This is a genomic window from Rhizobium sp. AC27/96 (genome assembly GCF_001692325.1).
Lineage (GTDB): Bacteria > Pseudomonadota > Alphaproteobacteria > Rhizobiales > Rhizobiaceae > Rhizobium.
On record NZ_LXKN01000001.1, the window covers coordinates 739,682 to 753,257 of the forward strand.

8 protein-coding genes are annotated in these 13,576 nt (G+C 59.8%); 6 read left to right on the top strand and 2 right to left on the bottom strand.

Features of this window, described 5'->3' with window-relative positions; genetic code table 11:
- The first annotated feature begins 27 nt into the window (after nucleotides 1-27).
- The 5 genes from A6U86_RS03690 (at nucleotide 28) to A6U86_RS03710 (ending at nucleotide 6,315) form a co-directional block, all read left to right on the top strand.
- A complete protein-coding gene (locus tag A6U86_RS03690) occupies nucleotides 28-1,944 on the top strand; it encodes a hypothetical protein (RefSeq protein WP_068387805.1) in 1,917 nt (638 codons plus the stop codon).
- A 193-nt stretch (nucleotides 1,945-2,137) separates the two neighbouring features.
- Nucleotides 2,138-3,586, top strand: a complete 1,449-nt coding sequence (locus A6U86_RS03695) for a hypothetical protein (protein WP_068386125.1) — start codon at nucleotides 2,138-2,140, stop codon at nucleotides 3,584-3,586.
- Entirely contained in the window at nucleotides 3,564-4,382 is an 819-nt protein-coding gene (locus tag A6U86_RS03700; RefSeq protein ID WP_068386128.1) for a hypothetical protein, read from the top strand. The genes A6U86_RS03695 and A6U86_RS03700 overlap by 23 nt, the downstream gene beginning before the upstream one ends.
- Nucleotides 4,382-5,308 carry a hypothetical protein gene (locus A6U86_RS03705; RefSeq protein WP_068386129.1) on the top strand — a complete coding sequence of 309 codons (927 nt, stop codon included), beginning with the start codon at nucleotides 4,382-4,384 and terminating at the stop codon, nucleotides 5,306-5,308. Before A6U86_RS03700 ends, A6U86_RS03705 begins: the two co-directional genes overlap by 1 nt.
- Nucleotides 5,302-6,315, top strand: coding sequence for an OmpA family protein (locus A6U86_RS03710; RefSeq protein WP_068386130.1), 1,014 nt, complete (start codon nucleotides 5,302-5,304; stop codon nucleotides 6,313-6,315). The genes A6U86_RS03705 and A6U86_RS03710 overlap by 7 nt, the downstream gene beginning before the upstream one ends.
- Before the next feature lie 18 nt (nucleotides 6,316-6,333).
- Here A6U86_RS03710 and A6U86_RS03715 read toward each other — a convergent pair whose 3' ends face one another.
- Nucleotides 6,334-7,956, bottom strand: coding sequence for an ABC-F family ATP-binding cassette domain-containing protein (locus A6U86_RS03715; protein ID WP_068386131.1), 1,623 nt, complete (start codon nucleotides 7,954-7,956; stop codon nucleotides 6,334-6,336).
- Between the two features lie 541 nt (nucleotides 7,957-8,497).
- On the opposite strand from A6U86_RS03715, the gene A6U86_RS03720 reads away from it, so the two are divergent.
- A complete protein-coding gene (locus tag A6U86_RS03720) occupies nucleotides 8,498-9,262 on the top strand; it encodes a class I SAM-dependent methyltransferase (protein ID WP_068386132.1) in 765 nt (254 codons plus the stop codon).
- Between the two features lie 119 nt (nucleotides 9,263-9,381).
- Here the strand turns inward: A6U86_RS03720 and A6U86_RS03725 are convergent, their stop codons facing one another.
- Nucleotides 9,382-13,179, bottom strand: coding sequence for a vitamin B12-dependent ribonucleotide reductase (locus tag A6U86_RS03725; protein WP_068387809.1), 3,798 nt, complete (start codon nucleotides 13,177-13,179; stop codon nucleotides 9,382-9,384).
- Nucleotides 13,180-13,576: the final 397 nt, after the last annotated feature.

Sequence of the window (13,576 nt, forward strand, 5' to 3'; positions counted from 1 at the left end):
GTCGGTGCGGATTTCGTGAACAAGAACATGTTTTCACTGCATACGTTTGGTGGTTTGAAGCTTATGGATGGCGATGGCCGAAAGGTCGCGTTTCCCGAGAAGGGTCTGTTGATACTCGCCTATCTCATGACGGAGCCAACATCACGCGCGCCACGCAGCGCGATCGCCCAGCTCTTGTGGGGGCTGGATGACAGTGGCAGCGCGCAAGTCAATCTGCGCAAACTGGTTTCGAGGATAAGAACCCGTCAGGGTGAGCTGGGCAGCTCGTTTCTTCGTTTCAACGAGAGCACGGTCGAGCTTGAGCCGCATCTGCTGGCCTCCGATATCTCTGTTCTCGACGCGACTGCTGACGACCGGGTTCTCGCAAGGCTGCAGTTGCTAACGAAGACGCTCCGGGCGGAGTTCCTGCCTGATGTCGATTGCCAGAGCGTGGTGTTCTTCGAATGGCGTACAAGGCAGAAGCGTCACCATATCCGGATGCTGAAGGAGACGATCAAGGCTGCTGCCGAGGTGGCCCCGGCGGCCGATACCAGTCTGGTGAGGGAGGCTGCCTTCCTGTTTCTGAGCCTCGATCCGCAGGACCGGGATATCCATCCGGTTTTGCTGCGGATATTCGATGCGTTCGGCGAGGTGGAGCATTTTCGGCAGCTCTCCGGGCAACGCAATGCGCTTCTGGCCGCATGGTGGGCGCGCAAGCCTGGATCGTTGCCACTCGATGACGAGAACGGCACCTCGCTGTCGGCTGATTTAGCGGTCGCTCAGCAGCTCCGGGTGCCGCTGCTCGTCCTGTCTCCAGCGGAGGGGCTGGCCGGTGGATATGATGCATCATCCCTTATCGAGGATGTCACCATCGGTTTCTGTGCGCTGAACAGCCTTGAGACGAAGGAGGGCCGCCGGGCGATCCAGATCGGTTGGCGCAACGCGGCTCCAGCCGGGACGTCGGATCGGCAGGAGCGGTCATATGCGCTGGAGATGCGGTTCAGCGGCCACGATAACGAAACCCTGTTGTTCTCGCAGCTTGTCGACGCAGCGAGCGATGAGATCGTCTGGGCGGACCGGCTAAAGATTGCACCATGCGCACATGGGCAGCAGAGGCAGGAGATTTCCCGTCACCTCGTCCTGTCGCTGGCTGGGCAGATCGAGCGATGCGAGATGACAAGATCCCATTTCGAGGGAAATTCGGCTGGTCATCAACGCTATCTCGCTGGCCGCCGCTATCTGGACCGTCTCTCCGTATCGAACCTGCAGAAAGCGCGGACAGAGCTGAAGGCTGCGCTGCAGAGTGGCGGGCCCTTCGCTCCCGCCTTGGGCTCCATTGCCCGTACCTATTCGAAGCAATGGTTGTTGACCGCAGGAGGCGATGCGGCTCTTTTGCAGGAGGCGGAAGCCTATGCCCTGCAGGCTATTGCCGCGCGGCGTGACATCGCGGACGGCTACCGCGAGCTTGGTGTCGCAAAAAGCTTCCAGGGCGCAAACGACGAGAGCATCGAGGCTCTGGAGCTTGCCGATGCCCTCAATCCGAACCATGCCGGTATTATCGCCGATCACGCCGAAGCCCTAGTGTATGCATCCAAGCCTGATCTGGGTCTGCAGAAGATCGAACATGCGCTTGCGCTCAATCCGCTCAGTCCTGATTCCTATTTATGGATTGCATCGGCGGCCAGCTACATGCTCGGCTCTTTCGACGCTGCCCTTGGCTATATCGCTCGGATGGCGGATACCAGCTTGGCAGACAGGATTTCTGCTGCCAGCTGGGCGATGCTTGGCGACGAGGAGAGGGCAGGGTTCTTTGTTCGACGCGTGCATCAGGCCAATCCCGGCTTCGACGTCGACAAGTGGCTTTCCGTCATACCGTTCAAGGAGCAATGGCAGCACGAGATTTATCGGGACGGGATGCGCCGGGCCGGCTTCTGGAAGAGCGCCCCCAATTCGGGCGAAGCATAGTCGGCCCTCGCGCCATCACAGCAGGTTTTGACGGGATCAAAACAGGCGTTTTCCAATCGACATCCGTTCGGGCTAGTCTTTACCACAATCACATCCTAACCTCGGCTATATCGCTCTGGACCGGGAACAACCGGTGCGGTATCGATCTATCGTTTTGTCCTTTCTAAGTTGATGAATTTGCCGGGGAAGATCGTTGCGTTTCGAAGCCTTAAACCGCCTCTGGGAAAGTGTTCGGGAGACCAGCCATGATTTCCGGGCCTCGACGGATGTCTTTCCCGTCATCGATATCGAGAAGCTCGGATCGACCCTCGCCCTGCAGGAGAAAGGTGCGGCAGCGGGACGGCTGAACCGGCCGGCATCGGGCGCCCAATCATTCGACGAAACGGAACAGCGTATCGTTGCCTGGGTCGAGGCGGAGAAGAAGAGTTCCTATCAGGTCCTCGAAGATCAATTCCAAACCTTCGACAGTCGCCTGCGCAACCTCGATTTCGAAGGTCAGTTCGGGCTGATCCGTCAGGCGAACGCCTCCAGCCTGTCGGATTTTCGTGCCGAGGTGGCAAGCGGCGTCGACGAACTGCATGGCCTTCGGCGCAATCTGAAGACCGCCGAGGATGAAATGGTGGATTTCAAGGCCCGGCACAGATTGCAGCGCGCCGCGAAAGTCTCCAGCAAAGCGGCATGGGGCTTCAAGGTCTCCCTCATCGTCTTTCTCATCCTCATCGAAATGGTGATGAATGGCAGCTTTCTCGCCAAGGGGAGCGAGCAGGGCGTTGTTGGCGGCGTGACGGAGGCGGCGGCCTTTGCCTTCCTGAACATCGGCGCCGCGCTGATGTTCTCCTTCTTCTGCGTCCGCTTCCTCGTGCATCGCTCCTACGCGCTGAAACTGCTCGGCCTGCTTGGGCTCGTTGCCTATATCGCTGTGGCCCTCGGGATCAACATCGCGCTGGCGCATTATCGCGAGGTTTCGGCCACCATTTTGAGCGGCGCCGGTGCCGAGGTGATCCAACGCTTGAAGACGGCGCCACTGGGGCTGCAGGAGCTGAACTCCTGGATGCTCTTTGCCGTCGGCCTGATGTTCTCGCTCTTTGCCTTCATTGATGGCTGCTATCTGACCGATCCCTATCCGGGTTTTGCCGGAGTGCAGAAGCGTCTGGATGCGGCGAGGAACAATTATATCGACCGCAAACTCGATCTGATCGAGGACCTTCGCGAGATCCGTGACGAGCACAACAGCCAGATCGAGGCAATCATCCGCGATCTCTCGCTTCGACGGCAGGAGACCGCCGCCATTATCGCGCATCGTGGCCGGACGGCGGGGCTATTTGGCGAACATCAGAACCATCTGGAGCGTGCGGCCAATGTGCTGCTCACCTCTTACCGCGATGCCAATAGATCGGCCCGCACCGAGCCGGAGCCGCCCTATTTCCTGTCCGCCTACAAGATGGAGCGGTTGACGCCGGTAATGCGCACCGACGAGGAATTGGACGACAAGGTGCTCGGCGCTCGTGTGCAGAGCGCGCAGGGCGAGCTATCCGAGCAGATCAAGCAGATCGGCGACGAATTCGAACGGGCTATCGACAAGTATCACAAGCTCGACAATCTTTTCCCGGAGAGCATCCTTGGCGCGACGCAAGCGGCGTAGCCGGCACGGCGGTTCCGCCGGCCTCATCATCGCAACGGTTTGCCTCGCCGTCCTGTCCTTGGGGATCGTCGGCGCCTATGGCTGGCTGCGCTACAAGGCTGGCGGCAATGTCGCCGTCGACCAGGCGTCGCTTTGCCCGGTGGATGGCCCGAAGGCGGAAACCGCGATCCTGCTCGATGTCACCGATCCGATTTCGGATACGACCGCGCTCGATCTGCGCAACCAGTTCCAGAAGATCGTGGCGGACGTGCCGATCGGCGGCGCGATCGATATCTATGCGCTGACGGAGAAGGAAGGCGAGCTCATCCAGACGTTTCATGGCTGCAATCCGGGAAGCGGCGCAAATGTCGACGAATGGACCAGCAATCCGCGTTTGGCGCAGGCTCGCTGGGAAAAGGGCTTCCAGAAGCCGCTCGCCGATATCGCCGGCAAACTGACCGTGGGGGAGTCCGGCAGGCAATCGCCGATCATGGCAGCCATTCAAAAGATCAATCTGGAGGTCTTTTCCGGCGCGGCCGGTGGTATGCCGAAGCGGCTCTATGTCGCTTCCGACATGATCGAGCATACAGCCGCTTTCTCGAACTACCGCGATGGCGCCTCCTACCAGAAGTATCAGCATAGCCCGGCAAACGACCGTTTCCGCACGTCACTGGATGGTGTCTCGGTGAGGATTCTCGCCTTCCAAAGGCCGAATATGAAGTTCAGCATGGAAGATCTCGCCAACTTCTGGGCGCAATGGATCAAGAGCAACAACGGCCATTTCGACGGTTTCGTGCGATTGGAGGGGATACGCTGATGGCCGGAACCGAGGCGCGATACGTCATTCGAGACTACGGGCCGATGGTGCTCTTCGCCTCCACTACCATCGGCGGCATGATCTTCATCTGGTCGTCGAAACTCCTGGGGTGGTCGCTGCCGATCGTCACCGGCGTGCCGCTGCTGCTGATGGGAGTTTACTTTGTGGCTTCGCTGGCCTTCGCCGGATTTCGGCTGCACAACGAGCAGACCGGCGACAATCTCTATTACATGGGCTTTCTCTTCACCCTGTCGAGCCTGGGCGTATCGCTTTATCTCTTTGCCGGCGAAACATCGATCGAGACCATCGTCCGCAATTTCGGTATCGCCGTCACATCGACCATCGCCGGCGTGACGCTGCGCATCCTCTTCAACCAGATGCGGCGCGACCCGATCGATATCGAACGCAGCGTGCGCCACGAGCTTGCGGAGATGACGCGGAGGGTGCGCACCGAGCTCGATTCCTCGTCGCGCGAGTTCTCGCATTATCGGCGGGTCAGCAATCAGATGCTGTCGGAAGGATTCGAGGAGATCGCGCACCAGGCCGAGCGCAACGGCGAGGAGATCAACAAGATCCTGGAGACACTGGCGAAACAGGCAGTGACCCCGATCAACGACGCAGCGGCGCAGCTGACGGCGACGACATCGCAGCTATCGGAGATCATCGGCAAGTTCGGCACCGCCGTCGAAAGCGTCGGCCGGAAGCTTGAGGAGATTCGCTCGCCTGAGGACGTCGTCCGCTCCGAGCTCGCCCCGGCGATCAGCGCCATCAAGGAGATGTCGGAGGCGCAATTGCAGCCGCTGCGCAACATCGAAGAGGCGCTTGGCCGCATGGCGGAGGCCATGGGGCAAGCGCCGTTGCCGAAGCGGAAAGGCGATGGGGATGATGAAGCCGTGCCCCGAAAACGCTGGTGGCATCTATGGTAAAGGGGAGGCCGGACGGCGCGCCGAGACTGGAGCACAAGGGCTATAATCGCGGCCTTATTCTCGGTCTGACGATGGCCGAATCCATGCTGCTCCTGGTCTTCTGCCTGCTGCTGGTCGCCGCGGCCATGATTTCGGCGGAGAGAAGCCGCCGCTATGAGGTCGAGCGCAAGCTCGAGAAAGCCGAACAGCAGGTTGCCTTGCTGGAGAGGAAACGATCGGAGCAGACGGCGCTGATCGTGCAATTGCAGTCCAAGCTTGTCTCGGGCAATCTCTCGGCGGCGGACAAGGCGGTCGTCGAGAAGCAATGGCGCGAATTGGTGCTGGCGCGCGAGACGCTTGACAACATAGTGGACGAAGGCGCGACGCCGGCCGATCTGCAGTCGCTTTCGAAGGTTGCCGCGGTGCTGAAAGAGCATAACATCGCGCTGGCGGCAGCACCGGACGAGGTGAACAAGCTGTTGGCGGGCGGTACAGGCGGGGGTGTCATGCATGACTGGCCGCCGATCATCAATCTCGACGATGCCAAGAAGAACTATTTCCAGTCGGGCAGTGCCGAACTCACCGGCACCTTCGCCCAGCTGCTCGGCACGACGATAACGGACGAGATCGCCAGCAATCTGAGCCTCTACGGTGCCAATATCGTCGAAGTGATTGGCCATACAGACGAACAGCCGGTGGCGCGAGGGACGTCCAACCTCGACGATACGATTATCAATGCGATGGATGGCAAGCTGCCGGTATCGTCCCTGCAGCCCGCCGACAATGCCGGTCTTGGGCTTGCCCGCGCCATCGCGGTTGCCAACGTGCTCAAGGCCAATCCCAAGCTGAAGGATGCCACCATCCTGCCGATGTCGGCCGCCCAGCTAATCCTGCCCGGCGATACCGTTACCTCGGGCCAGCGCGGCGCCGTGGAGTCACGCCGCCGCATCGAGATCCGCGTGCGCGGCAGAACCGCGCCGGTTGCCGTCATCAATGCCGGAACCACATTGCCCGCCGACGTGCACTGACGGCGGCGGACAAGAGCGTCAGCCATGCAGGCCGGGCGCCTCGTGGCCGGTACGTGCCACATATTCGGTATAGCCGCCGGCATATTGATGGATGCCTTCGGGCGTCAGCTCCAGAACACGATTGGAGAGTGCCGCAAGGAAATGCCGGTCGTGCGAGACGAACAGCATGGTGCCCTCATATTGCGACAGAGCCTTGATGAGCATTTCCTTCGTGTCGAGATCGAGATGGTTCGTCGGCTCGTCGAGCACGAGGAGGTTCGGCGGGTTGAAGAGCATGATCGCCATGACCAGCCGCGCCTTTTCGCCACCGGACAGTACCCGGCATCTCTTCTCGACATCATCGCCGGAAAAGCCGAAGCAGCCGGCAAGTGCCCGCAGCGAGCCTTGGCCTGCCTGCGGAAAATCATGTTCGAGTTGCTGAAACACGGTGCGCTCGCCGTCGAGAAGATCCATGGCGTGCTGGGCGAAATAACCCATCTTGACGCTGGCGCCCAAGGCTACACTGCCTTCGTCCGGTTGCGCCGAGCCTGCCACCAGCTTCAGCAAGGTGGACTTGCCGGCGCCGTTTATGCCCATGATGCACCAGCGCTCGCGGCGACGCACCACGAAATCAAGCCCTTCATAGATGACGCGGCTGCCGTATTTTTTATGGACGTTTTTCAGGTTGACCACGTCTTCGCCCGAGCGTGGCGCCGGCTGGAATTCGAAGGCGACAGTCTGGCGCCGCTTCGGCGGCTCGACTCGATCGATCTTTTCCAGCTTCTTCACGCGGCTCTGCACCTGCGATGCATGCGAGGCGCGCGCCTTGAAGCGCTCGATGAACTTGATTTCCTTGGCGAGCATGGCCTGCTGGCGTTCGAACTGTGCCTGCTGCTGCTTCTCGTTCTGGGCGCGCTGCTGCTCATAGAACTCATAGTCGCCCGAATAGCTGGTCAGGTTGCCGCCGTCGATTTCGATGATCTTGGTGACGATGCGGTTCATGAACTCGCGGTCGTGCGAGGTCATCAACAATGCGCCTTCATAGCCCTTCAGGAAGGACTCCAGCCAGATCAGGCTTTCGAGGTCCAGATGGTTGCTTGGCTCGTCGAGCAGCATCACATCGGGGCGCATGAGCAGGATGCGGGCAAGCGCCACGCGCATCTTCCATCCGCCGGATAGCGCGCCGACATCGCCGTCCATCATCTCCTGGCTGAAGCTCAGGCCGTCCAGCACCTCGCGGGCGCGTCCCTCGAGAGCATAGCCATCCAGTTCCTCGTAGCGCGCCTGTACCTCGCCGTAGCGCTCGATGATCTCATCCATCCTGTCGGCCTGGTCGGGATCGATCATGGCTGCCTCGAGCTCGCGCAATTCGGCAGCGACGACGCTGACGGGGCCGGCGCCTTCCATCACTTCGGCAACGGCACTGCGCCCGGCCATCTCGCCGACATCCTGGTTGAAGTAGCCGATGGTCACGCCCTTGTCGGCCGAGACTTGGCCTTCGTCAGGCTGTTCCTGCCCGGTTATCATCCGGAAAAGCGTCGTCTTGCCGGCGCCGTTAGGCCCGACAAGCCCGACGCTCTCGCCCCTGTTGAGCGCGGCGGATGCCTCGATGAAGAGGATGCGATGGCTGTTCTGCTTGCTGATGTTTTCGATACGGATCATGTCTATGCGAGGCCCACAAATAAGTTTTCGGGGGCCTTATGCCACGGGTTATCCGTTCTGTCGCAGGTTTTTGACGACATCTTCGGGAACAGGGGACTCCGTAGGTCGATCGATGGATACCCATCCATGCAGACCAGCCGGCGTTTCCGCCATGCCGATCGTAAAATCGCGCAAAAGCGGCATCAACCAAGGCACTTTTACAGACTATACGCTCTGAAAACGGACGATAGAGAGTTTTGACTGGTAATTCTGTCACAATAACCGAATTTCCGGAAAATATTACCGGTATGCCCGAATACGTACAAGCCAGACGGTTTCTGGCTGGCACCAGGGGAATATTGCCTTCTAGCTTGCGGGCGTGGTCGACGCTTGGCCGATTTGGTTACCCAGGCTCTCTCTTGGAAAATGCGGGTTCCAGGACGAGGGATTTCACCGGGTAATCGAGAGCGGTCTTGAACAGACATCGGAGCTTTTAGCGATCGGAGCGCACACCCGACGGGTTTCGCTCATTCTTTAACTCGATGATAATAGGGGGCGAAAAATGCAGATGGCTGCGGTGTCAGGTGATGTCGATGTCCTGGATGTAACTCTGAGAAAGGCTTGGAGTGAAGTTCATGGATGGGTTGGCGACAGAATTCCGCATATCTTGAAATTTGTTCGTGAGCTGCATAATGCCGACAAGGTCACCGGTGACATCCTGGAGATCGGCGTTCATCACGGCAAGCTGTTCTTCCTGCTTGCGGCAGCATCGAGAGACGATGAACACTGTGTGGCGGTCGACCTCTTCGAGGATCAGCAGAAGAATCTGGATCATAGCGGGAAGGGGTCGCTGAGCATATTCAGCCAGCACCTGGAGAACCTTTTCCCCGAATATGCATCGAGGGTCACCGCCATTTCCGCTGACAGCATGTCTTTGACGCCGGCCACGGCGCGGGAAAAGCTTGGTGTGACGGGAGTGCGGTTGATGTCGGTCGACGGAGGGCACACGATCGCTCACGTCGTCAACGATATGCACATTGCTCAAGAACTCCTCGTTCCGGGAGGCGTCGTGCTGCTCGATGACTTTATGGGCGTGCATTGGCCGACGGTGACGGAAGGGTTCTACAGATACATGCAGGTTGCCAACCGACGGCTTGCTCCCTTCCTGATTTTCCAGAACAAGCTGTTCCTGACGACCTTTTCGGAACAGCCTACAACCTTGACAAAATTGCGTAGCTACCTGGATCGAACTCTGCCCACCGAGATCCATTCCGGACGCTGGCGCTACACCACGGTCGGCGAACACACCGTCCTTTCCTTCGCATAGTTCCCTGGACCGCCGGCGGTAAAGCCGGAGCGAATACCCGCGCTCAAGAGCACTTCAAATCAAAAGGCCCCGCGACTTTCGTCCGGGGCCTTTCCAAGTGATCAGTCAAATTCCAGCGCTCAGCTGCAGCCACTCGTTGCGCCACAAGTGTCGCACTTTTCGCAGGTGCCATTGCGAACCATCGTGAAGTTCTGGCATTCCGTGCACATGTTGCCGGTGTAGCCCTGCATGATGGAGCGGGCCCGGCGTTCGGATTCCAGTTTCTTGGCGTCCGTCTTGGCGGATGCGGCGTCGCTGGCGGCCTTGTCGGTGAAGAGGCCGGTGGAGGATTCGGCGGTTTCGCTCACCAGTTCCTCTGCGATCTCTTCGGCCAGTTCCTTCGCGCGCTCCTCATAATCGCGCTTGAAGGCGACGACTTCGGAGGTGGAGATGGCGCTGGTCGGCTCCAGCTTGCGCACGGTATTACCGGCAAATGACGTCACCGTGGCTATTGAGGCGGCGCGTGCCGGAGCGGCTGTGGCCGCGCCCTTGACCTGCTCGCCGCTGGTGGGAACCAGCGTTGGCTTGTAGCCGCGGGTCAGGCCCTTCGAGACGACATCGGCCTTGCCTTCGGAAACACCACGGCCAAGCGCCGTGTTGTTGAAGTCGGAGGTGTCGACATGGGCGAGGTCGTGGCGGCCGAGATAGGAGATGGCCAGTTCACGGAACACGTAGTCGAGGATCGATGTCGCGTTCTTGATGGCGTCGTTGCCGGTGACGATGCCGGCCGGCTCAAACTTGGTGAAGGTGAACGCGTCGACATATTCCTCGAGCGGCACGCCATATTGCAGGCCAAGCGAGACCGAGATCGCGAAGTTGTTGATGAAGGCGCGCAGGGCCGAGCCTTCCTTGTTCATGTCAAGGAAGATTTCGCCGAGGCGGCCGTCGTCATATTCGCCGGTGCGCAGGAAGATCGTGTGTCCGCCGATCTTTGCCTTCTGGGTATAGCCCTTGCGGCGGCCCGGCAGCTTCTCCTGCGTGCGGATGACCTTTTCGATCACGCGCTCGACGATCTTCTCGGTGATGGTGACGGCCTGGGCAGCAGCCGGAGCCTGCAGGAATTCTTCCAGCGCATCTTCGTCATTGTCGTCTTCGATCAGCGACGAGTTGAGCGGCTGGCTGAGCTTGGAGCCGTCACGATAGAGTGCATTGGCCTTGAGGCCAAGCTTCCAGGAGAGCATGTAGGCGTTCTTGCAATCTTCGACGGTTGCTTCGTTCGCCATGTTGATGGTCTTGGAGATCGCGCCGGAGATGAACGGCTGGGCTGCCGCCATCATGCGGATGTGGCTCTCGACCGAGAGGTAGCGCTTGCCGATCTTGCCGCAGGGGTTGGCGCAATCGAAGACGGCCAGGTGCTCGTTCTTCAGGAACGGAGCGCCTTCGAGCGTCATCGCACCGCAGACATGGATGTTGGCGGCCTCAATGTCCTTCTTGGAGAAGCCGAGGTGATCAAGCAGGTTGAAGCTGATATCGGCCATCTGTTCGTCGGAAACCTTCAGCGTTCCCTTCAGGAAGTCGGCACCAAGCGTCCACTGGTTGAAGACGAACTTGATGTCGAAGGCGCTCTTCAGCGCGGCGTTGACCGCTTCGACCTTATCGTCCGTGAAGCCCTTGGCCTTCAGCGTCGAGGAGTTGATGGCCGGAGCCTGGTTCAGATTGCCGTGGCCGACGGCATAGGCCTCGATTTCGGCGATCTGGCTTTCGGAATAGCCCAGTGCACGCAGCGCTTCCGGAACGGCGCGGTTGATGATCTTGAAGTAGCCGCCGCCGGCGAGCTTCTTGAACTTCACCAGAGCGAAGTCTGGCTCAATACCGGTCGTGTCGCAATCCATGACGAGGCCGATCGTGCCGGTCGGCGCGATAACGGTGGCCTGGGCGTTGCGGTAGCCGTGCTTTTCACCGAGATCCAGAGCCTTGTCCCAGGCAGCCTTGGCATGGGCGACGAGATCCTGATCCGGATTTTCGGAGTGGATCAGCGCCACCGGATTGACCGACAGGCCTTCATAGCCCGTGGTCTCGCCATAGGCGGCGCGACGATGGTTGCGGATGACGCGCAGCATGTTCTCGCGGTTCGGCTGGAACATCGGGAACGTCCCGAGCTCGGAGGCCATTTCCGCCGAGGTTGCGTAGGAGATGCCGGTCATGATGGCGGTCAGCGAGCCGGCGATGGCGCGGGCTTCGTCGCTGTCATAAGGAATGCCCGATGACATCAGCAGGCCACCGATATTGGCGTAGCCAAGGCCGAGCGTGCGGTATTCGTAGGAAAGCTCGGCAATGCGGCGCGACGGAAACTGCGCCATCATCACGGAGACTTCGAGAACGACGGTCCAGAGGCGGACGGCATGTTCGTAGTCAGCAATATTGATGCGCTTCGTCGCCGCGTCCTTGAAGGTCATCAGGTTCAGCGAAGCGAGGTTGCAGGCCGTGTCGTCGAGGAACATGTATTCCGAGCACGGGTTGGATGCGCGGATCGGGCCGGCCGCCGGGCTGGTGTGCCAGTCGTTCATCGTGGTGTTGAAATGCAGGCCCGGATCGGCCGATGCCCAGGCGGCGTAGGAAATCGACTCCCAGAGGTCGCGTGCCTTCAGCGTCTTGATGACCTTGCCATCCTTGCGGGCGGTCAGGTTCCAGTCGCCATCGGCCTCGACGGCGCGCAGGAAGTCATCCTTGATGGAGACCGAATTGTTGGAATTCTGGCCCGATACGGTGAGATAGGCTTCCGAATCCCAGTCGGTGTCGTAGGTCTTGAATTCCAGATCCTTATAGCCCTGGCGAGCGAACTGGATGACGCGCTGAACGTAGTTTTCCGGAACCTGGTCCTTCTTGGCAGCGCGGATCTCGCGCTTCAGGGCAGGGTTCTTGGCCGGGTCGAAGCAATCGTCATTGTCACCCTCGCAATTGACGGTGGCCTTCATGATCGCCTTCAGGTGCTTGGCGACGATCTTCGAACCGGTAACGAGGGCAGCAACCTTCTGCTCTTCCTTGACCTTCCAGTTGATGTAGTCCTCGATGTCAGGATGGTCGATGTCGACGACGACCATCTTGGCGGCGCGGCGCGTCGTGCCGCCCGACTTAATGGCGCCGGCAGCGCGGTCGCCGATCTTGAGGAAGCTCATAAGGCCGGACGAACGGCCGCCGCCGGAGAGCTTTTCGCCTTCGCCACGCAGCAGCGAGAAGTTGGAGCCGGTGCCGGAGCCATACTTGAACAGACGGGCTTCGCGAACCCAGAGATCCATGATGCCGCCTTCGTTGACGAGATCGTCTTCGACGGACTGGATGAAGCAGGCATGCGGCTGCGGGTGCTCATAGGCCGACTTGGACTTGGTGAGCTTGCCGGTGAAGGGGTCGACGTAATAGTGGCCCTGGCCGGGGCCATCGATGCCGTAGGCCCAGTGCATGCCGGTGTTGAACCACTGCGGCGAATTCGGAGCGACGCGCTGGGTGGCGAGCATATAGGCAAGTTCGTCACGGAAGGCGGAGGCGTCTTCTTCCGACGAGAAATAGCCGCCTTTCCAGCCCCAGTAGGTCCAGGTGCCGGCCAGGCGATCGAAGACCTGTCGCGCATCGATTTCGGAGCCGGTCTGCTGCTCCTTGGGAAGATCCTTCAGCGCCGCATCGTCAGGCACGGAGCGCCAGAGGAAGGAAGGAACGTCGTTTTCCTCAACCTTCTTGAGCTTGGCGGGAACGCCGGCCTTGCGGAAATATTTCTGTGCCAGGATATCGGCGGCGACCTGCGAGAACTGCGCGGGCACGTCAATATTTTCGAGGCGGAAGACGATCGACCCATCGGGGTTCTTGATCTCGCTAGTCGCCTTGCGGAATTCGATATCCGCGTAAGCTGACTGGCCGGCCTTCGTAAAGCGACGTTCGATGCGCATGGTCCCAATCCTCATTCGTTGGCGCGCCCGTGAGGGGAAAGGGCGCAAAAATCCCTATCCGGCCTCGCGATTTCAACGCGCAGCCAGTCTTCAATCCGCTTTCTGACAGGAGGTGTCACCCGGAGATGGCTTCCTGTATCTTGTGGTGATGGTGGCTGCAAACACTAAATATAGTATTAACAGCTTATTGCCGCCAGTCCCCGCATGTGTTTTTTCGGCAGCATCGGCATCGGCACAAAAAGCCCCACGGCGGCCACTACCATGAGTGTATCGCCCTGAATCCAAATCCGATTTCGAATTGAGAACCAGCCCTCATAAAATCGCCTGGTCCAGTCGCCGCCGCAACGTCGTCCATTAACTTTGAAAGACATGAGTCCGTCAAGGGGTGGTTTGAGAT